Source organism: Halobacillus litoralis, assembly GCF_004101865.1.
In the GTDB taxonomy this organism is placed as follows: Bacteria; Bacillota; Bacilli; order Bacillales; family Halobacillaceae; genus Halobacillus; species Halobacillus litoralis_A.
Map to the genome: position 1 here is coordinate 207,482 of NZ_CP026118.1, position 18,327 is coordinate 225,808.

At 41.9% G+C, this 18,327-nt stretch carries 22 protein-coding genes; 6 read left to right on the forward strand and 16 right to left on the reverse strand.

The genetic code is table 11. The features are described 5' to 3' along the window. Positions 1 to 50: 50 nt before the first annotated feature. The 3 genes from folE2 to HLI_RS01100 all read left to right on the forward strand — a co-directional run bounded on the left by folE2 (position 51) and on the right by HLI_RS01100 (position 1,779). Positions 51 to 983 (forward strand): GTP cyclohydrolase FolE2, encoded by a 933-nt coding sequence (gene folE2 / locus HLI_RS01090; protein WP_128522656.1) that lies wholly within the window; start codon positions 51 to 53, stop codon positions 981 to 983. A gap of 9 nt (positions 984 to 992) precedes the next feature. After that, a complete protein-coding gene (gene yidD / locus HLI_RS01095; protein ID WP_128522657.1) occupies positions 993 to 1,229 on the forward strand; it encodes a membrane protein insertion efficiency factor YidD in 237 nt (78 codons plus the stop codon). A 259-nt stretch (positions 1,230 to 1,488) separates the two neighbouring features. Then, positions 1,489 to 1,779 (forward strand): HesB/YadR/YfhF family protein, encoded by a 291-nt coding sequence (locus HLI_RS01100; protein ID WP_128522658.1) that lies wholly within the window; start codon positions 1,489 to 1,491, stop codon positions 1,777 to 1,779. 17 nt (positions 1,780 to 1,796) lie between these two features. On the opposite strand, the gene HLI_RS01105 is transcribed toward HLI_RS01100, so the two are convergent. From HLI_RS01105 to acnA, 7 genes are all read right to left on the reverse strand, one after another. Beyond that, positions 1,797 to 2,105: a hypothetical protein gene (locus HLI_RS01105; protein WP_128522659.1), complete on the reverse strand. Its 309-nt coding sequence runs from the start codon at positions 2,103 to 2,105 to the stop codon at positions 1,797 to 1,799. Then, a complete protein-coding gene (locus HLI_RS01110; protein WP_128522660.1) occupies positions 2,105 to 2,530 on the reverse strand; it encodes an acyl-CoA thioesterase in 426 nt (141 codons plus the stop codon). Before HLI_RS01110 ends, HLI_RS01105 begins: the two co-directional genes overlap by 1 nt. 3 nt (positions 2,531 to 2,533) lie before the next feature. Then, positions 2,534 to 4,792, reverse strand: a complete 2,259-nt coding sequence (locus HLI_RS01115; protein ID WP_128522661.1) for an AAA family ATPase — start codon at positions 4,790 to 4,792, stop codon at positions 2,534 to 2,536. 141 nt (positions 4,793 to 4,933) lie between these two features. After that, positions 4,934 to 5,179 carry a small acid-soluble spore protein Tlp gene (gene tlp, locus HLI_RS01120; RefSeq protein WP_431357382.1) on the reverse strand — a complete coding sequence of 82 codons (246 nt, stop codon included), beginning with the start codon at positions 5,177 to 5,179 and terminating at the stop codon, positions 4,934 to 4,936. 280 nt (positions 5,180 to 5,459) lie between these two features. Next, a complete protein-coding gene (locus HLI_RS01125) occupies positions 5,460 to 5,603 on the reverse strand; it encodes an FbpB family small basic protein (RefSeq protein WP_164908438.1) in 144 nt (47 codons plus the stop codon). A gap of 51 nt (positions 5,604 to 5,654) precedes the next feature. Further along, positions 5,655 to 6,245: a peroxiredoxin family protein gene (locus tag HLI_RS01130; RefSeq protein ID WP_128522663.1), complete on the reverse strand. Its 591-nt coding sequence runs from the start codon at positions 6,243 to 6,245 to the stop codon at positions 5,655 to 5,657. A 294-nt stretch (positions 6,246 to 6,539) separates the two neighbouring features. Further along, positions 6,540 to 9,245 (reverse strand): aconitate hydratase AcnA, encoded by a 2,706-nt coding sequence (gene acnA, locus HLI_RS01135; RefSeq protein WP_128522664.1) that lies wholly within the window; start codon positions 9,243 to 9,245, stop codon positions 6,540 to 6,542. A gap of 287 nt (positions 9,246 to 9,532) precedes the next feature. Between acnA and HLI_RS01140 the strand changes: the two genes are divergently transcribed. Next, positions 9,533 to 9,961, forward strand: a complete 429-nt coding sequence (locus HLI_RS01140) for a DUF2621 domain-containing protein (RefSeq protein WP_128522665.1) — start codon at positions 9,533 to 9,535, stop codon at positions 9,959 to 9,961. Positions 9,962 to 9,972: 11 nt separating this feature from the next. On the opposite strand, the gene HLI_RS01145 is transcribed toward HLI_RS01140, so the two are convergent. From HLI_RS01145 to HLI_RS01185, 9 genes are all read right to left on the reverse strand, one after another. Then, a complete protein-coding gene (locus tag HLI_RS01145; protein ID WP_128522666.1) occupies positions 9,973 to 10,455 on the reverse strand; it encodes a CcdC family protein in 483 nt (160 codons plus the stop codon). Between the two features lie 35 nt (positions 10,456 to 10,490). Next, the gene (locus tag HLI_RS01150) at positions 10,491 to 10,850 is read right to left on the reverse strand and encodes a response regulator (RefSeq protein ID WP_128522667.1); all 360 of its coding nucleotides are present in this window, start codon (positions 10,848 to 10,850) and stop codon (positions 10,491 to 10,493) included. Between the two features lie 15 nt (positions 10,851 to 10,865). Next, positions 10,866 to 11,294: a Na(+)/H(+) antiporter subunit B gene (locus HLI_RS01155; protein ID WP_128522668.1), complete on the reverse strand. Its 429-nt coding sequence runs from the start codon at positions 11,292 to 11,294 to the stop codon at positions 10,866 to 10,868. A gap of 66 nt (positions 11,295 to 11,360) precedes the next feature. Continuing rightward, positions 11,361 to 12,065 carry a cytochrome c biogenesis CcdA family protein gene (locus HLI_RS01160; protein ID WP_128522669.1) on the reverse strand — a complete coding sequence of 235 codons (705 nt, stop codon included), beginning with the start codon at positions 12,063 to 12,065 and terminating at the stop codon, positions 11,361 to 11,363. Between the two features lie 134 nt (positions 12,066 to 12,199). Next, positions 12,200 to 12,424, reverse strand: coding sequence for a YneF family protein (locus HLI_RS01165; protein WP_128522670.1), 225 nt, complete (start codon positions 12,422 to 12,424; stop codon positions 12,200 to 12,202). Positions 12,425 to 12,497: 73 nt separating this feature from the next. Then, positions 12,498 to 12,920, reverse strand: coding sequence for a sporulation inhibitor of replication protein SirA (sirA, locus tag HLI_RS01170; protein WP_128522671.1), 423 nt, complete (start codon positions 12,918 to 12,920; stop codon positions 12,498 to 12,500). A gap of 202 nt (positions 12,921 to 13,122) precedes the next feature. After that, positions 13,123 to 15,126 carry a transketolase gene (gene tkt, locus HLI_RS01175; RefSeq protein ID WP_128522672.1) on the reverse strand — a complete coding sequence of 668 codons (2,004 nt, stop codon included), beginning with the start codon at positions 15,124 to 15,126 and terminating at the stop codon, positions 13,123 to 13,125. A gap of 353 nt (positions 15,127 to 15,479) precedes the next feature. After that, positions 15,480 to 15,713: a DUF896 domain-containing protein gene (locus HLI_RS01180; RefSeq protein ID WP_128522673.1), complete on the reverse strand. Its 234-nt coding sequence runs from the start codon at positions 15,711 to 15,713 to the stop codon at positions 15,480 to 15,482. Positions 15,714 to 15,809: 96 nt separating this feature from the next. Beyond that, positions 15,810 to 16,460 carry a YneB family resolvase-like protein gene (locus HLI_RS01185; RefSeq protein ID WP_128522674.1) on the reverse strand — a complete coding sequence of 217 codons (651 nt, stop codon included), beginning with the start codon at positions 16,458 to 16,460 and terminating at the stop codon, positions 15,810 to 15,812. A gap of 317 nt (positions 16,461 to 16,777) precedes the next feature. Between HLI_RS01185 and lexA the strand changes: the two genes are divergently transcribed. After that, on the forward strand, positions 16,778 to 17,401 hold the full coding sequence (gene lexA, locus HLI_RS01190) for a transcriptional repressor LexA (RefSeq protein WP_128522675.1): 624 nt from the start codon (positions 16,778 to 16,780) through the stop codon (positions 17,399 to 17,401). 266 nt (positions 17,402 to 17,667) lie between these two features. Next, positions 17,668 to 18,219 carry a CotY/CotZ family spore coat protein gene (locus HLI_RS01195; RefSeq protein ID WP_128522676.1) on the forward strand — a complete coding sequence of 184 codons (552 nt, stop codon included), beginning with the start codon at positions 17,668 to 17,670 and terminating at the stop codon, positions 18,217 to 18,219. Positions 18,220 to 18,327: the final 108 nt, after the last annotated feature.

Sequence of the window (18,327 nt, forward strand, 5' to 3'; positions counted from 1 at the left end):
ATACATATTGTATAATTTGACTTAGAGAAGGCCTGAAAGGAGTTCTTGCTATGAATAAAACAGAACTGAATCAAATCAAACAACTACCTTCTAAAGAAGAACGCCATAAATTATTCGGCTCGGTGGATCCTGGTCCACGTACAAAGCCGGTAGAAAAAGATAGAATGGCCGACCTTCAGAATTCAAAAAAAGATTTCCTTTTTGATATCGATATGGTCGGTATTTCAAACGTCAAACACCCGATCCGTATACCAAGCGGTTTGACACCCCAGATTCAAACGACAATCGGGACATTTTCCTTTGGCTCTTCGATTGCGAAAGGAAGTAAAGGCACGAATATGAGCCGTTTCACTGAACAACTGGATAAATATCACAACGAAGGTTTTGCCATCGATATAGAAACATTGAAAGGCTTTACGGAAGAACTAGCTGCACGCCTGAAACAGACAGATGCAGAAGTTGAAGTGACATTCCCATGGTTCTTTGAAAGGAAAGGCCCCTATTCTGACCTTGCCGGGATGAACCATGCCGATGCAACTATCAGAGTGGAATACGATCAAGAGACCGGCCATGATGTAACGGTGACATTGACTGGAAAGATCACGACTCTTTGTCCTTGTTCCAAAGAAATCAGTGAGTACAGTGCTCACAACCAACGGGGAAATGTCACCATGTGTGTTAAACTTACAGACGATTTCGACGAACAGGAGCAAGACTGGAAATCAGCTTTATTAGAAGCAGCAGAAAGCAATGCCAGCGCTCGCATCCACCCTGTGTTAAAACGGCCGGATGAAAAAATGGTGACAGAGCAAGCCTTTGAAAATCCTCGTTTTGTGGAAGATATCGTCCGGCTCGTCGCAGCTGATTTGTATGAATATGAATTTGTCGAGTCATTCACTGTCACTTGTCGCAACGAAGAATCCATCCACTTACATGATGCAGTGGCAACGCTTAGTTATGATAAAAAACAGGAAATTCTCTAAGGGAAGAGTATGAAACATGTAATGATCGCCTTAATCACTTTTTATAGAAAAGGCATCAGCCCTTTTTTTCCGCCATCTTGCCGCTTCCAGCCGACTTGTTCCGCGTATGGCTTGGAAGCATTCCAACGATTCGGTTTTTTCAAAGGTTTTCACCTTACATTAATACGAATAATGAAATGCCACCCTTTCCACAAGGGAGGGTTCGACCCTGTCCCTCCTAAAAAAGGTCATAAAGAAACATCCTGATTAATGATTCAGGATGTTTCTTTATTCACGACTATATTTAGCTGATGTGATAAAAGTGCTGAGTACTGTCTAATGTGTGAAGGTCGGGATTTCAGGCTTTATTCCTGAGAGAGTTTGTTTGATGTATTCATAGTTATAGCATTTTACGTGAGAAATCCTGCAGTAAAGTATAGTACACATTATTAAAATCAGGTTTACTGGAGGCAGATTTAGGATACAACATAAAGTGCGACCATTTGTACAGACAGGAGTTGAGGTTATGAATTTATCTGTAACAGAAGAAGCAGCACAATGGTATGAAGAAGAATTGGATATCGATGAAAATAAAGACCTTAGATTCTACGTCCGTTACGGTGGCGTCGGTGGTTTGCAGCCTGGATTTTCGCTGGCGATCAAACTGGAAGATCCTGCCGAGCCGATTGCTGAAACTGAAGTAGGGAACATCCGTTACTTTATTGAAGCAGATGATGAATGGTATTTTGATGGCCATTCACTAGAAGTCCATTTTGACCAGAAGTGGAAAGAACCTGCCTTTGACTATAAAGAATAAGACGCCGCTCAGGCGTCTTATTTTTTATCCAGACGAAACCGCTCAATATGATTCCAACAGTTTTCTTTCACTAATATTTCGTATTGTCTATCACCGAATAAATCGAAGTGAGGATAGTAAGGGTCGTGATGTATCCATGCTGCCTCCAAATTGTGCTTATTCCCCCACTTTTCCAACTTATCCAAATCTGCACAACCGACCTTCGTCACCGTATCACACCCCGGGAAGCGTTCATCTAACCAGAAATGTGTCAAAATAGCGATTTCCCCTGCTTTGACTAGTTCTTTCCAAGTATTCAGCTCTGCTCTCTTCACTCCAAAAGCCATTATGAATCAGACTCCATCGCTGATAAATAGGCTTCATGCCAATCCAGGAAATTTCTTCTGATCGACACAGGCCTGAAGTTTTCTTTCTTTACGATGACATGCTTGGTTTCACCACTTACAGCAATATCCCCATTAGCTAAGACGACCTCGTAACCATACGATACACGCAAGCCATCATAGGTCTCCACCCAGGTTCTGACGGTAGCCTCATCCCCGTAACGCACGGGTTTCTTATAACTCACTGCCACATCAACGACCGGAGAAAACACCCCTTTTTTTTCAATTTCCGAATAATTGAACCCCAAGCCCTCAATGAACGCAGTACGCCCTATTTCAAACCAAACGAGATAGTTCGCATGATAAACTACACCCATCATATCTGTTTCCTGGTACCTTACTTGAATTGGTGTTTCTACGACTTTCATGTATTAAGACTCCTTTCGGACCATATTCCATGCTTTTTCTAAATCTACGAGCTCCAGTTCATTCATATCAGCTTCTTCATTTTCCAAAATTCTGATCGCCTGGAACTGTATCGCCTCATTGACTAAATTATTGATGAATCGGCCATTTCCACGAACACGGTGTGCGGTATATTTTTCTAACAGGAAGGATTCAGCCCATTCATTAAAATGATACCCATATTGTTTCGCTTGATAATGAGTCATTTCAAGCAACTCTTCTTCATTGTAATCAGGAAAATGGAAATACTTTTTGAATCTGGAAGATAACCCTGGGTTGCTTTCGACTAACTGTTCCATTTCATGCTGATACCCGGCTAGGATGACAACAAGATTCTCATTATGTTTTGTCATCTCATCCACAATGGTTTCAATGGCTTCTTTTCCAAAATCATCACGGCCGCCATTGTATAACACATAAGCTTCGTCAATGAAAAGAACGCCGCCTAAAGCCTCTCTGATTTTTCTTTTGGTCTTAATCGCGGTTTGACCGACATATCCTGCAACCAGATCACTCCTGGAAACGACTACGGTATGGCCCCGCTTCAATAAACCACACTCTTTTAAAACATCTGCATAAATTTCGGCCACGGTCGTTTTTCCTGTACCAGGATTTCCAGAGAATACTGAATGAAGCTGAATCGGAACCACCGGGTATCCATTTTCTTTCCTTTTTTGCTGGGCCTGTACGAAAGAAGATAGCTTACGGACTTCTGCTTTCACATTGTGAAGGCCGATCAATTCATCTAACCGCTCCATTGGTGAATACCCTTCCTGGTCAACTTTCTTCTCCCATTCCAGGTCGCCTATATCAATACGCATATGATCAAGCCAATGATGCTTATCCCTTTCCGCTTCCTGTGCCCCTTTTTGAAATACAGTCTTCATCACTAAGTTCTTCACAGTCCTTGCATTACCGAATGAATCATCTACCCGCTCCCGGTCGATTAGAGAGGCGAATTCTATTAATGCCTGATCAGTAAAAAAGAAATCATTGTCGATGGCTGTCTGCTCAGCAATCGACATCAATTCACTCATTTGATAATCAGGGAGCTCGATATGATTCTGTTCAGGGAAACGACTACGAAGGCCTGGGTTGGACCAGAGAAATTGCCTCATTTCCTCTGGATAGCCTGCCAAAATCACAGCGAATTTCCCACCATATTCCTTACTTGTCATCGCAGAAACAAGGGTGTCAATAACAGCTTGACCATAGTCATTTCCTGTTTGTCCTTCCCTTTTCAAGCTATAGGCTTCATCAATGAAGAGAACTCCTCCGATCGCTTGTTTGACATAATTCATCGTATTTTCCTCACTTTGCCCTACATAAGAACCTACGAGATGTGACCGATTTACTTCGATGACTTCTTTAGTTTCCAAAATTCCCAGCTCATGATATATGTTGGCAAGTAACCGAGCGATTGTAGTTTTACCCGTGCCAGGATTACCCGTAATGATCATATGTAAACCAGGCTCATCCACCATCGAAAAACCGAAATTCTTCCGTTGCTGCTGATATCTTAAAAAGTGATAATAGCGTCTGATATAGGTTTTGACGTCGTGAAGCCCGACCATTTGATCGAAAGCTTCTAATGGATTGCTGTAAGATTGATCGGTTAAAAATCCAGGCAGCCGTTTATATATTTCATCCTGGTTATCGGATAATCTCCTTGTACGATCATTTATTTCTTTGACAGGGATGCGGATTCGACGGTTTTCAATCGAAGCGATCGCTTCTTCCAATATTGAATCCAGTTCAGATAATTCATCATAAACATCTTGATATAGTTTCAATCGACTGGATGCATCGATAATGGTTTTGTTAGCAAGTTCTTCATCCCATTGATTCTTAAGGTAGCTTACATCCTCATGAATGGATTTTGCTTTCTTTCCTTTTGCCGAATCATGATCTGTTTCGTGAAGAATCCACTGCTCAAGCGGGGTGTTTTTCAGCATAGTATAAGCCTGCATCAGCTGTTTGGATTCGTATAATTCTGTCACAAGCGAATGCGTCGTGTCCAATACTCTTGCTTCGTCAATGAACTGGTCTGCAAGAAGGTCCTGTCCAGGATGTCTGCGTATTCGGTGATACGCCAGTGTTACATAGAGGAGTGCTTGCAGTTCTTTCTCCTCCACTGTATGTTTATTTATATATCGAAGAGCCTCGACTTCTGAAATCGGAGGCTGCTGTTCTAAACTATTCCATTGTCTAAGTTTGTCTAACATCCTCATCACATCCTTTTCTATCAACGTTATTCATTTTATCATAGACAAGGTCTTATGTAGATGAACATGCTGTCGGCAGGAAAAACTTCCTTTTTAAAAAACCGCTCCCCATTATTTAAAGAGAAGCGGTTCATAAATTGATTAATATTGTTGGTGACGAGCTTCGTCTTTAATCTCCTGCCTCATCGACTCAAGCGACTGATTTCTCCGCTTGTTTTTGCGTTCAATATCCTGCTTTTCTTCCTCTGTGGCAAACTGCATTGCATTGTGGGAAGCTTCAATATTCTCAATCGTATTTGTTACATTCTCCTGAAGTCGATCGACATTATCTGCCCGCTTATCAGGGTTCGGCTTTTCGTTCGCCATGTGCTGTTGTTTGTGGGACATATCGTCACCCTCCTGTACTTTCGTAATGTGAGTCATGGTTTACTTTTCCCAGGAAGCCAATGATTTATGATGGACATTCACTGTCATTAATCCCCAATATAAAGACAAAAGCGCAAGTGCCTTGGTCGACCTCGAAAAGCGTAAGAACATCAGTACCGTGAACTGATCTTTCATGGCGGTACTGATGTAGTTAAGGTCTCGAGAGGCTAAGCCCTTATCCAGCACAAGACCCATAGGGTGGTACTTTATTATTTTCCTACGCAAAAAAACAAACCCCGGTTCACGACGGGATTTGTTTCATTCGTTCATTGTGGCGTTTTTCAATTCGTTCGTCGATTTGTTCCATCAGCTTGTGATCGGCTTGGATCGAGCGGATATTTTCTTTTACTCGTTCCTCAAAAGAAATCGGTTTATGTCTTCTCATGGAAATCTCTCCTTTAATAGGTATGATTTCCATGATTTGAAAGAAATATTCTTAATTTAATGCATTTTTCATCTCTTTCATATACTCATATGTCATCGGGCCAACGATCCTTGGTTGTTGTATGACTCCATCTGTTCCGATGAAATATGTTGTAGGTATCGAGATAATCTCATATGTCTGATTTATAGCTAAATCTTTATCCAATAGAATTGGAAAGGTGTATTCACCTTCTTGTACGTATTCCTTAACTTGCTTGACACTTTTTTCCGAACCTGTGCCGTTAACTGCAAGAATGACGACTTCGTCTCCGAATTCTTCATGGAAGCGCTGCATTTCCGGCATCTCTTCTCTACAAGGCGGACACCAGGTAGCCCAATAATTCAAAAACACTTTTTTTCCTTTGAAATCGGAAAGTTTGACCGTTTCACCTTCAAGTGTCTGTAGAGTGAAGTCTGGGGCCTGTTCCCCCTCCTCTAAGCCATCAGGAGCGTTAGGAGCAGTCATCCCCGCTCCTTCTTGGTCACGATCACTATATTCTTGAAGGCCACTATCCGCCTCTTTCTCATCATTCTCATTTAACGCAGAAATGATGACAAATGCGAAAAGTAGTACCAGGAATGCTGTGGCTCCCCATTGCTTCATTTCATTTCCTCCGTCCGTCTAAGAAAAATTCTTCGTCTCTCTTCTATATATAAGAATATAGAAAAACATTTATACCTGTAAAGAAGGATACGCCTTTTCATACAAATTTCACAATTATCTCTTCTAAAGTGTTCAAGGATAGAAAGCATATGACTTGGTCTGTGTTAACAAAGTTAAACATCCGTATCTTGAAAAGAACATACACGGAACGGAGAACTTATGTAGGACAGGGAGAAACATCATCATCACAGACATAGAAAAAAGGATCGCCCGGCCGGGCGATCCTTTTTGCCATTAACTAAGTTTATTACGCAGTACCATTTGCAAGATACCACCGTGACGATAATAATCAACTTCAACTTCACTGTCAAAACGAGCAATGACGTCGAATTCTTTTTTATTACCTTCTTCATCTGTGGATGTAACTTTGACAAGATCGTGTGGTTTCACATCTTCTCCGACTTCCACATCAAAAGTTTCACGTCCAGTCAAACCAAGGGATTCAACGGAATCTTCCGGTTTGAACTGAAGTGGCAGCACACCCATCATGACCAGGTTGGAGCGGTGAATACGCTCAAAGCTTTCGGCAATGACTGTCTTGATTCCAAGAAGGTCAGTACCTTTAGCCGCCCAGTCACGAGAGCTTCCCATACCATAGTCATTTCCTGCGATGACCATCAACGGAGTATCGTCCTGCTGATACTTCATGGCAGCTGTATAAATCGGCATGACTTCTTCTGTCGGCCAATAAGTTGTGAAGCCACCTTCTGTACCAGGAGCAAGCTCATTACGGATACGAATATTTGCAAACGTACCACGCATCATAACTTCATGGTTACCACGACGGGATCCGTAAGAGTTGAAGTTACGCGGACTCACACCATTCTCCTGCAAGTACTCTCCTGCCGGCATATCCTTAGGAATCGCACCAGCTGGTGAGATATGGTCTGTAGTTACAGAGTCACCGAATTTACCTACCACACGCATTCCTTTTAGTGGTTTGACTGCTTCAGGATCGCTGGAGAGTCCTTCAAAGAACGGCGGGTTCTGTATATACGTGGAATTATCGTTCCAGTCATACAACGGCTCATCAGTCGTATTGATTTCATTCCATTTTTCATTGGAGTTGAATACACTTTCATATTCTTTACGGAAGATTTCCGGTGTAACAACACGGGAAATTTCTGATTTGATCTCCTCCTGAGATGGCCAGATGTCATCAAAGAAGACGTCATTCCCCTGTTGGTCTTTACCGATCGCTTCATTTTTAAGGTCGATATCAACCGTCCCTGCAAGTGCATAGGCGACAACAAGTGGCGGTGAAGCCAAGTAGTTCGCTTTTACAAGTGGGTGGATACGTCCTTCGAAGTTCCGGTTACCTGAAAGCACAGAAGAAACCGTCAAATCACTGTCTGCGATAGCTTTTTCGATTTCAGGCAGTAATGGACCGGAGTTCCCGATACATGTCGTACAGCCGTAACCCACAAGGTTGAAACCGAGTTTATTCAAGGGCTGCATTAATCCAGAGTCTTCAAGGTAGCGGGTTACTACTTTGGAGCCGGGTGCGAGTGAAGTTTTCACATAATCCGGCACTTCAAGACCTTTTTCAACGGCTTTCTTAGCTACTAAGCCTGCCCCAAGCATAACGTGTGGGTTAGAAGTGTTCGTACATGAAGTAATCGCAGCGATAGCAAGAGCGCCAGTATTCATAACTGTTTTATTTCCGTTATCGAACTTCACTTCAACTTCTTTATCGAATTCGGCTTTACCCAAACCGAAACCATGGTTCCCAGCAGGGCCAGTGATCGCTTTTTCGAATGAATCCTTCATTTGGGAAAGTGGAATCAAGTCTTGAGGACGTTTAGGTCCTGATAGATTCGGCTCCAATTCTCCGAGATCGATTTCAACCAGTGAAGTGAACTCTGGATCTTCGAAGGATGGATCGTACCAAAGACTGTTTTTCTTGCAGTACTCTTCGACCATATTGATCTGCTCTTCACTACGTCCAGTCAGACGCATATATTCAAGTGACTCTCCATCAACTGGGAAGAAACCACATGTAGCTCCATATTCAGGTGCCATGTTGGAAATGGTAGCGCGATCTGCAAGCGGCATTTCTTGCAGACCAGGTCCGAAGAATTCAACGAATTTACCAACAACATTCTGTTCACGAAGTTTTTGTGTAACTTTCAAAGCCAAGTCTGTTGCGGTGGTTCCTTGTGGGAAGCTTCCGTTCAACTTAACACCGATAACTTCTGGAGCAGGGAAATAAGAAGGTTGTCCGAGCATTCCAGCTTCCGCTTCTATTCCTCCAACACCCCATCCAAGAACTCCAAGGCCATTGATCATCGTCGTATGTGAGTCGGTACCGACAAGTGTATCTGGATAAGTATCATAAGAGCCGCTCTCATTCTCTTTCGCATGAACGACATTCGCGATGTATTCAAGGTTCACCTGGTGCACGATTCCTGTTGCTGGCGGGACAGCGCGATAGTTATCGAACGCCTTTTGTGCCCAGTGAAGGAACTCATAACGTTCCTCGTTCCTTTCGAATTCAAGTTCCATATTGATATTAAGTGCATCAGCTGTCCCGTACTTATCTACTTGTACGGAGTGGTCAATGACAAGATCCACAGGTACTTCCGGGTTGATCTTATCAGGACTTCCACCCATGTCAACCATCGCTTTTCTCAATGATGCAAGATCGACGACAGCCGGTACTCCTGTAAAGTCTTGCAAAATGACACGGGAAGGTTTGAATGGAACATCTTCCCCTTTAGATTTTTCAGTTCCCCAGTTTGCTAGGCTCTCTACGTGCTCATCTTTAATGACACGTCCGTCATGTTGACGTAACAGAGATTCTAGTAGGATACGGATGGAGAAAGGCAGACGGGAGATCTTACCATGTCCCGCATCTTCTAAGGCTTTCAGGTCGTAATAGTTGTACGTTTGGCCATTCAGGTCAAATTGTTTGCGAGCATTAAAAGCATTGCTAGCCATATTCCTTTTACCCCCTCATCAAAATTCAATGGTGATGCCGTTTATCCGGCTTCTCCATTCCCCAATTTTTGTACATTTGATCCCTTCATACATAACAAGTTCACAAATCTGCAACCCTTATTGTAAATGAAAACGATTTATAAGTAAAATATATGGACGTAAATTTTTCATAATTCGACAATTTATATATTTGAGCCCGACATAACAGGAACACTTGTATTTAAATGGAGGAACTTTTATAATTAAATAAAGAACTGATTACAAGAAAAATGAAACAGGTGATAGGTATGTCAGGTGGATTTGCCCTATTCATAGTCGGGTGGATTGTCATCATGGTCGGTTTGATGAGCATCGGTGGTTTTTTCATGTTCCGGAAATTTTTGAAACGATTGCCGAAAGAAGATGGGAAATCAATCATTGATTGGGAAGAATATTATGTGGATAAGACCCGTCATATGTGGGCCTCTGAGCAGAAAGAGCTTTTGGAAGAACTCGTCTCTCCTGTTCCTGAAATCTTCAGAGATGTAGCCAGACAAAAAATTGCTGGCCGCATCGGGGAAATCGCACTGCAAAAAAAGAAGAAAAGAATTACGCAGGATATCTTGATCGAAGGTTACATTCGTGCCACTCCGAAACGGGACCATAAATTCCTAATCAAAAAGCTCGAAGAAAAAGAAATTGATATGACACCATATCATCCATTACTTGAACGTTAAAAGGACCAGGCTTACGCCAGGTCCTTTTTTGCGTCTAAATTCTTTTCTAATTGTAAATATTGCCTCAGCATAGCCAGACGCCATGTCAAAATCATTCCCAGAGCCAGCAGAAAGAACATCCCGCTCGTTTCTCCAAAGGAAACATGCTGCCCGATAATCAGCTTGAAGATGACCCGCAGGATCAATAAGCCGAACAAAATGAAGACGAAAGCTTTGGAAGGCTTTAAAAAGATGTCTCCACCCCTCACCTCTAATTTTGAGGTCCGGATAAGAAAAAACGAGAAGATTACGCCAACTAAAAGCGCTTCAATCACCTGACTCCACTGGACCCTGAATTCAGGAAAAATGAACATCAAGGCACCAGTACTCATGAAAAATGGAGGCAAAATGATTTTTTTTACACTTGCAGGCTGCCTGGATGCGCGAAGTCGGATGAAAATCATCCCCGTCGCCATACATGCAGCTACAATAGTACTTGCAATCAACCAAAACATACCATTTCACTCTTTCTTCTCTGCCTGAATAAAGTTTAGTTTAACACACGGTCAATCGCATCAAGGACGCGGGACTCATCAAAGGGTTTGACGATGAAATCTTTCGCACCCTTCTCAATTGCTTCAACTACCATCTTCTGTTGTCCCATAGCTGAACACATAATGACTTTTGCTTGTTCAGACTGAGCTTTGATTTCCTTAAGAGCTTCAATACCATTCTTTTCAGGCATTGTGATGTCCATCGTAACTAAATCCGGTGAAAGTGCTTCATATTTTTCTACAGCTTCCTGCCCGTTTTCAGCTTCTCCGACTATTTCATGGTTCCCATTCTTCAAAATGTTCGTCAGCGTCATACGCATGAATTTAGCATCATCCACTATCAGAATTTTCGCCATTCATCCTTCCCCCCTTCATTCACGGTCGTTTGCAATCGTCAAGATAATCGTCATTGTGACTCCGACGACCGCTAAATAGACCCCAAGGTCGAACAATAAAGCCGTAGCCAGTTCGGTCTTACCTAAAATGGGCAATTGAAAGTAAGCGAAGGTCTGCGTCAGGAACGGCTGGCCGAATATAAAGGACCCGACTCCTGTACCAGTTGCGATGACCAAACCTACAGGAATCACATAACGAAAGTTGATTGGCAGAATTTTTTCCATCGCCTTGATGCCATAAGCCATATACATGAGGATGATTGCAGCAGCAGTCATGAGACCTCCGATGAAACCACCACCGGGCGCATTGTGCCCAGCAAAAAACAAGTAAATGGAAAACCCTAATAGTATGAAAGCAATTAAAGTAGTTGTTGTTCTTAATATGATGTCGTTGGTCCGGGTCATACAAATACTCCTTTATTTTTAATCAATACTTTTATCTTAATATAAAAACCGCATAAAATCTATATTTTAGAAACCTTGGAATCCAAATAATCCAGCAAGATATGATGTAAGCTTAGCCATCCAGTCGAAATATAAAGCTATTCCCACAAGAATCATGATGTATCCACCTACTTTTACGATCTTTGCGCTGTGACGTTTGATCCAATTCAATTTGCCGATAAAGAAAGAAAGCAGCAAGAAAGGAATTGAGAAACCCATGGAATATGAGAGCATCATAACTACAAACAATTCAGGTGAATCGGCTGCCAGAGAAAGTACACCTGCAAGTATCGGTCCCGTACAAGGCGTCCATCCAAGTGAAAAAGTCAGGCCGATTAAAAAGGACCCCAAATATCCAGAAGGCCGGTTTTTAAAACTGATTTTCCTATCTTTCATCAAAAATTGAAAATTGAACACTCCAATGATGGTGAATCCAAAAAAGATAATTAAAATCGCACCCAAACGACGGATGATCGACTCATTTTGGATTAGAAACTGAGAGAAAAATGATCCCGAAAACCCTATAATCATAAAAATCGTCGTAAAACCTGCTAAAAATAGAACGGTATGAATTAAGCTTGTACGTTTCAACATTCCATTGTCTTCTTTTAATTCATTGACACTCATCCCTGTTATGTAAGAGAGGAATGCAGGATATAAAGGAAAAACACATGGAGAAATGAACGATAAAAACCCTGCTCCGAAAGCTAGGAATAGATTCACATCCATCATAATATTATCCTCCAAACTCTTAGTCGCCCTCTATTGTATCAGAGGTTTTTTCAAAAAACGATGAAACTACTGTGAACATCTTATGTTTTCCATAGAGAAAGCCTTCTCCCCGTACAGGAAGAAGGCTTTATGAATTATTTCATTTGGTTGTTCATTGAACGCATCATCTGATTGATCTTCTTCTGTGATGGTTTCTGACCCATCTGCATCATCAATGTGCGTAGCATTTGTTCGTTGATTGGCGGGTTTTTTTTCAAATAATTCATCATATATTTTCTTGCGATAAAGAAGCCAAGGGCTGCCCCACCGACAAGCGCTAGTAAAGCTATGATGATGACCCAAACGATCCCCAATGTCATGTCTTCGTCTTCCTCCTTCGTATTGTCTCCCATAACAGTATAGTAAAACGGTCTTTAGAATACAATAGTCGTTTTACGATAATAGACGTTGCCGTGCCTCAGATGTGATCCAGCCATAATGTTCCCCTGTAGTTTCAATGATATAAAACGTATGGGTCGACATTCTCAACGGGCTGAATGCAACACTTTCAGCTTGCCACAGACTATCACACTGAAAAAGACAACAATAATTCTTATCGACTATTATATCATACGGAAGGGCGAAATCGAAAAAGCGACGACAAAAAGAACCATTTTTTTCACTCGATTCCTCTATTAACTCTTTGTCTAAGTAACTTTCGAAAGGGAAAGGCTCTGTTATGTAGGAGAGTTGCCTGTGATGATGACGACTTGCAGGATTCCTCAGCCATTCTAAGAAAAACCGCTTCATAAGATCTGCTTTATAGTAATATTGTTCTGTAATTTCACGTTTGATTGAAAATATGATGAAATACATTCCACTCACTCCTCCCTATCATTATAAAAACAAATAGATAGATTTCGTGTCATATTGTGGCAGTAAGCAGTTTCTTTTTTTGTCTATTTCTCTCTGTTTATCAGCCCTCCTACCTCTTCAGATGGATCCCTTCAAGTGAAAATGTCTTTACTCAATATGTATAAAAAAACTGCCCCCGTAACCAGGGGGCAGTTTTTATTGTTTATTTCATTAGGTTTTCCGCATGTTTCACTACATTTTCAACTGTAAAGCCATAGTTTTCAATGACTGTATTTCCAGGTGCGGAGGCACCGAATGTATCGATTCCAATGACAGACCCATCAAGACCGACATAACGTTCCCATCCGAAGGAAGCAGCCATTTCAACTGCAAGACGTTTACGAACGTTCGGAGGCAATACTTTCTCTTTGTATTCCTGAGGTTGTACATTGAAACGATCGAAAGAAGGAATACTCACGACGCGGACATCGTACCCTTTCTTCTTCAATTCGTCTTGGGCTTTGACAATTAATTGAACTTCAGAACCAGAGGCGAGAAGGATAGCATCAGGCTCTTCTTTATCTGAATCACTAAGGATGTAAGCACCTCGCTTCAGACCTTCGTAAGCATTCTCTTCTGTACCTTCAAGTGTAGGAAGTCCTTGACGAGTCAACACAAGCGCAGTAGGAGTGGTATTAGACTCCAGGGCGATTCTCCACGCAGCATTGGTTTCGTTTCCATCTGCAGGACGGACGACTGAAAGGTTCGGCATTGCTCTAAGTGAAGGCAGCTGCTCCACTGGTTCGTGTGTCGGACCATCTTCACCGACTGCTACTGAATCGTGAGTAAACACATAGTTCACAGGAAGATTCATAAGTGCAGACAGACGGATTGCCGGACGCATGTAATCACTGAAGACGAAGAATGTACCGGCATAAACTTTCAGACCTCCGTGGAGACACATACCATTCAGGGCAGAAGCCATCGCAAATTCACGTACCCCAAACCAAATGTTACGCCCCGCATAGTTTTCACGGGAGAAGTCTTCGTGATCTTTCACGGCTGTTTTGTTTGAACCGGCAAGATCGGCACTACCACCGAAGAAATAAGGGATGGCATCAGATAAAGCATTAATCGCACCCCCGGAAGCTGCACGGGTTGCAGGACTGTCCTCACCAACTGTATAAGAAGGCAGTTCTTTGTCCCATCCTTCTGGCAGCTCACCACGGATGGCTGCTTCCAGCTCTTTCCCAAGCTCAGGATATGATTCTTTATATTGAGTCATCAGATCATTCCAGGACTGCTCTTTATCTTGACCATTTTCCTGTACTTTCTCTTTGAAATCTTGATAAACTTCATCAGGTACATGGAAAGGTTCATGACCCCATTCATAAAATTCTTTAGCTGCAGTCACTTCATCTTCACCTAAAGGTGCACCATGAGAATCAGATTTACCGGATTTGTTTGGAGAACCGTAGCCGATCACTGTTTTAACTTCGATCATAGTCGGCTGATCCGTATTCGCTCTCGCCTTTTCCAGCGCTTTCGTAATTTCTTCTGTATCTGTGCCGTTTTCAACACGGATAACCTGCCATCCATAAGCTTCATAGCGTTTTTCAACACTCTCACTGAAAGAGCGATCCAGATCACCATCAAGCGAAATATCATTCGAATCATAAAGAACGATTAATTTACCAAGACCAAGGTGGCCAGCTAAAGAGGCGGATTCTTGGGATACACCTTCCATCAAATCTCCATCGCCGCAAATCGTATAAGTGTAATGATCTACTACATTGTAGCTCTCGCGGTTGTATTTAGCTGCCAGATGGGCTTCAGCCATCGCCATACCAGTTGCCATAGCGATTCCTTGTCCAAGAGGGCCTGTCGTAGCCTCGACTCCATCCGTGTGACCAAACTCAGGGTGACCGGGAGTTTTGGAATCCCACTGACGGAAAGACTTCAAATCGTCCATCTTCACATTATATCCTGAGAGGTGTAATAGACTGTAAAGCAGCATAGATCCATGCCCTGCTGATAATACAAAACGGTCACGGTTGAACCATTCAGAATTATTCGGGTTGTGATCCATGAATTTCGTCCATAGTGTGTAAGCCATCGGTGCAGCCCCCATAGGCATCCCCGGGTGACCAGAGTTTGCTTTTTCTACTGCATCGATCGTAAGTGTTCTGATCGTATTGATTGATGTTTGTTCAAGGCTGTTAGCCATGTCCAACATTCCCCTTTCTGTTCAGGTATATGTACCATGTATTATCCTATAATGAAAATCCATTTGAAACAAGCATAGGATGAACTTTCATAAAGATCTTCCCTATACTTTCCCCTTAAATGATGGAATTAAACAGACGTTCATTCGCTACTGAAACGTTCCTTAAGAGTGATCCAAAAACAAGAAGATGAGGTTTTCAGCTCTGACTAAGAGCGTCTCATTCAAGGTTGTCATTGATCTTTTAAAATATTCTTTACCAGTATCTTTTCTTCTATTTTATTATAGCCGTTTTTATTTTCCGGGAGAAACAAAAAAGAAAGCACTCTACTGCAATAGAGTGCTCATGGAAACAGCTAGTTCTTTTTCTCATTTTCCTGCATTTGTTTCAGTTTTTTCGGTGTAACATCTGTACCTTCAGGATCGATGACAGTGACACCTTTCAATTGATTCTTAAAGGATTTACGAGCATTTTTCAGATATTCTTGTCTTAATTTCTGTTGTTCATTCTTTTCCTCTTTCGTCAATTCTTCTTGTTTTGATTTATTGGCTAACTCGTTGATTCGATTGATTTTCTCTTTGGATAACATAAGATCCTACTCCTTTATATATAGTCTGGACCGTAAAAACATGAAAAAGACAAGCAGCCTTTAAGACTCTTGTCGTTTAAGTATATATTAACTTGCTTATTCTTCTTTTTCAAGCGATAGATATTCCTTATATCTACGGTGGACCGTCGCTTTGGAAACATCGTAACCCAAGCCTCTCAGAGTGGCAGCGATATCTTTGAATGTCAGGTTATTCCTTCGCAAACGAACTACTTCTTCAATGGGAAATTCTATACGTTCACGTCCCGGGGCTAAATGTTGATTCGAAAGGTTGGAAGCAGGGTCATAGCCCTGATCTACTGCTTTTCTCATCCCTCTGCGTATTTTCATATTATGGATTTTTCTTTGATATTCTTCAACAATGCCTACGATTTGCAGGACCATCGAGTCAGATTCTGAAAGCTCCAGCTCCCCTTCATGGGAAAGGGAAAATATTTTCACTTCCAAACGATTCAATTGATGGAAAAGTGCTATTTTCGTATTTCCGCGCCCGAGTCTGGTTTCATCTTGGATCAGCAGACCATCTGCTTCCCCTTCTGAAAAATAGGACAACAGGCGGAAAATCCCCTCGCGCTCGATGTCATACCCACTCGCTTGTTCTTGGATGCATTCGACCACTTCCATTCCATGGACTTGTGCCATGTTCGCAAGCTCTGTCTTTTGTCTGTTCAATGAGGTTACCTGTGCCTCTTTTTCCGTGCTGACACGACAATATAATAGTACTTTCATGATGCCTGACCCTTCCTCCTATAAGTTCTACGACTGATTACTTACCCGCTCGTAACCATAGAATAATAGAGAAAGGCAAAACTCACAACGAACAATAATAAATAAGTGTAATCCAGTTTGGATAATTTGTTGAACATGATTAATCCCTCCGTTTTAAGAACGAACGTTCCCTTAGAACTTGTGTTCGCATTTGTTGATTACCATTATATACGAATGTGTGTTCTTGTCAACTTGTATTTTTCGAACGCTTGTTTGTGTTTTTGAAATGACCGTGGTACAATGTGGTTACTATAATCCTATGTACGAGGTGCTAATCTATGAGTAAACTTTCAAAGCGGCAGCAAGAGATATTAGATTTTATTAAAGAACAAGTATTAATGAAAGGTTATCCACCATCTGTAAGGGAAATCGGAGAATCTGTCGGGCTGGCTTCCAGCTCTACCGTACATGGACATCTATCCAGACTGGAGAAGAAAGGGTATATCCGCCGGGATCCTACTAAGCCAAGAGCAATAGAAGTCATCGAATTAGAAGAAGATCATAGCATACCGAGAAGTGAAGCCTCATATGCCCCAGTGATAGGTAAAGTTACGGCAGGGTCTCCTATCACTGCAGTTGAAAATATCGAAGAATATGTGCCGCTCCCAGACACATTAGCAGGATCAGACGACAATACATTCGTCCTTATCGTGCAAGGGGAAAGTATGATCGAAGCAGGAATACTGAATGGAGATATGGTGATAGTCAGACAACAACAGACAGCTCAAAATGGAGATATAGTCGTTGCAATGACAGAAGATGAAGAAGCCACTGTCAAACGCTTCTTTAAAGAGAAGAACCATATCCGCCTTCAGCCTGAAAATGCCACGATGGAACCGATCATCTTGAACGATGTATCGATTCTAGGAAAAGTCGTCGGTTTATATCGCACAGTTCATTAAAAAAGACGAGGGAGCCCCTCGTCTTTTTTTTGTTCCCATACATATCAGGAATGGAATAGTACGTTCACTTCTCATTCTGCTAGTCCTTGATTTTACTATATATTAAAACGATACAGTTTCATTAGAGACTCTAATAAGTTGCTGAACCTCTACTAGACTCTTTCATTATGTACAAGCGCACATTTCTCCTTCATCGTGACACTCTCCCATCCTCTTGTCTATTTCTCTCATACTCTATTAGTAAATAGTGTAAAGGAGTGAAATAAATGAGTTGTAAATGTAAAAAAAGCAACTGTGTCTGTGAAAAGGTAAGAAAAATTGCCGCAGCACAGGACGAAGTTGCCAATAATGATTGCTGTCGTGCTGGTTCATGTGAGAAATCACTAAGAGATTTGCTTTCTCCTGCAGCAAATGGGAACGGAAATGACACGATTCCGTTCATGCTTCTATGTGGATGCGAAAGCGCACTTTCCGGTTTGCTTCCGTACTTTGCCTGGGGAGTAAGAAATGTCAACACATCCTGCTTCGGTCCCATTCCGTCTCCATTTTTCCGTGTAAAGAAAATCAAAGAGGATGACAAATGTTGCGCGGTCTTGGAACTTCTATATCCGAGCCTGTGTGACTCCACACCAGATTCACTGCTAGACTTCATTGAATATGATGGATGGTATGCAACAGGGGCTTGTGTAGAAGTGGATCTTAGTAACTTCACTGGTATCACGTGTTTCCCACCAACTACAACGATGACACCTACTGCTAGTAATATGCAAGCAGGTATCAATGCTGTTAATGCTCTACGCAATCAGCAAGCTAAATAATCAGGGGATACCTGATATGATTTAAATGTTAAAGCGACCTTACACTATGATAAGGTCGTTTTATTTATGTGTGACGGATACTTATATTCCTGCTACTTTCTCTCTACT

Coding starts and splice junctions, on each gene's coding strand:
- folE2 (WP_128522656.1), top strand. CDS start 51: ATGAATAAAACAGAACTGAATCAAATCAAACAACTACCTTCTAAAGAA.
- yidD (WP_128522657.1), top strand. CDS start 993: ATGAAACATGTAATGATCGCCTTAATCACTTTTTATAGAAAAGGCATC.
- HLI_RS01100 (WP_128522658.1), top strand. CDS start 1,489: ATGAATTTATCTGTAACAGAAGAAGCAGCACAATGGTATGAAGAAGAA.
- HLI_RS01105 (WP_128522659.1), bottom strand. CDS start 2,105: ATGGCTTTTGGAGTGAAGAGAGCAGAGCTGAATACTTGGAAAGAACTA.
- HLI_RS01110 (WP_128522660.1), bottom strand. CDS start 2,530: ATGAAAGTCGTAGAAACACCAATTCAAGTAAGGTACCAGGAAACAGAT.
- HLI_RS01115 (WP_128522661.1), bottom strand. CDS start 4,792: ATGTTAGACAAACTTAGACAATGGAATAGTTTAGAACAGCAGCCTCCG.
- tlp (WP_431357382.1), bottom strand. CDS start 5,179: ATGTCCCACAAACAACAGCACATGGCGAACGAAAAGCCGAACCCTGAT.
- HLI_RS01125 (WP_164908438.1), bottom strand. CDS start 5,603: ATGAGAAGACATAAACCGATTTCTTTTGAGGAACGAGTAAAAGAAAAT.
- HLI_RS01130 (WP_128522663.1), bottom strand. CDS start 6,245: ATGAAGCAATGGGGAGCCACAGCATTCCTGGTACTACTTTTCGCATTT.
- acnA (WP_128522664.1), bottom strand. CDS start 9,245: ATGGCTAGCAATGCTTTTAATGCTCGCAAACAATTTGACCTGAATGGC.
- HLI_RS01140 (WP_128522665.1), top strand. CDS start 9,533: ATGTCAGGTGGATTTGCCCTATTCATAGTCGGGTGGATTGTCATCATG.
- HLI_RS01145 (WP_128522666.1), bottom strand. CDS start 10,455: ATGTTTTGGTTGATTGCAAGTACTATTGTAGCTGCATGTATGGCGACG.
- HLI_RS01150 (WP_128522667.1), bottom strand. CDS start 10,850: ATGGCGAAAATTCTGATAGTGGATGATGCTAAATTCATGCGTATGACG.
- HLI_RS01155 (WP_128522668.1), bottom strand. CDS start 11,294: ATGACCCGGACCAACGACATCATATTAAGAACAACAACTACTTTAATT.
- HLI_RS01160 (WP_128522669.1), bottom strand. CDS start 12,065: ATGATGGATGTGAATCTATTCCTAGCTTTCGGAGCAGGGTTTTTATCG.
- HLI_RS01165 (WP_128522670.1), bottom strand. CDS start 12,424: ATGACATTGGGGATCGTTTGGGTCATCATCATAGCTTTACTAGCGCTT.
- sirA (WP_128522671.1), bottom strand. CDS start 12,920: ATGTATTTCATCATATTTTCAATCAAACGTGAAATTACAGAACAATAT.
- tkt (WP_128522672.1), bottom strand. CDS start 15,126: ATGGCTAACAGCCTTGAACAAACATCAATCAATACGATCAGAACACTT.
- HLI_RS01180 (WP_128522673.1), bottom strand. CDS start 15,713: ATGTTATCCAAAGAGAAAATCAATCGAATCAACGAGTTAGCCAATAAA.
- HLI_RS01185 (WP_128522674.1), bottom strand. CDS start 16,460: ATGAAAGTACTATTATATTGTCGTGTCAGCACGGAAAAAGAGGCACAG.
- lexA (WP_128522675.1), top strand. CDS start 16,778: ATGAGTAAACTTTCAAAGCGGCAGCAAGAGATATTAGATTTTATTAAA.
- HLI_RS01195 (WP_128522676.1), top strand. CDS start 17,668: ATGAGTTGTAAATGTAAAAAAAGCAACTGTGTCTGTGAAAAGGTAAGA.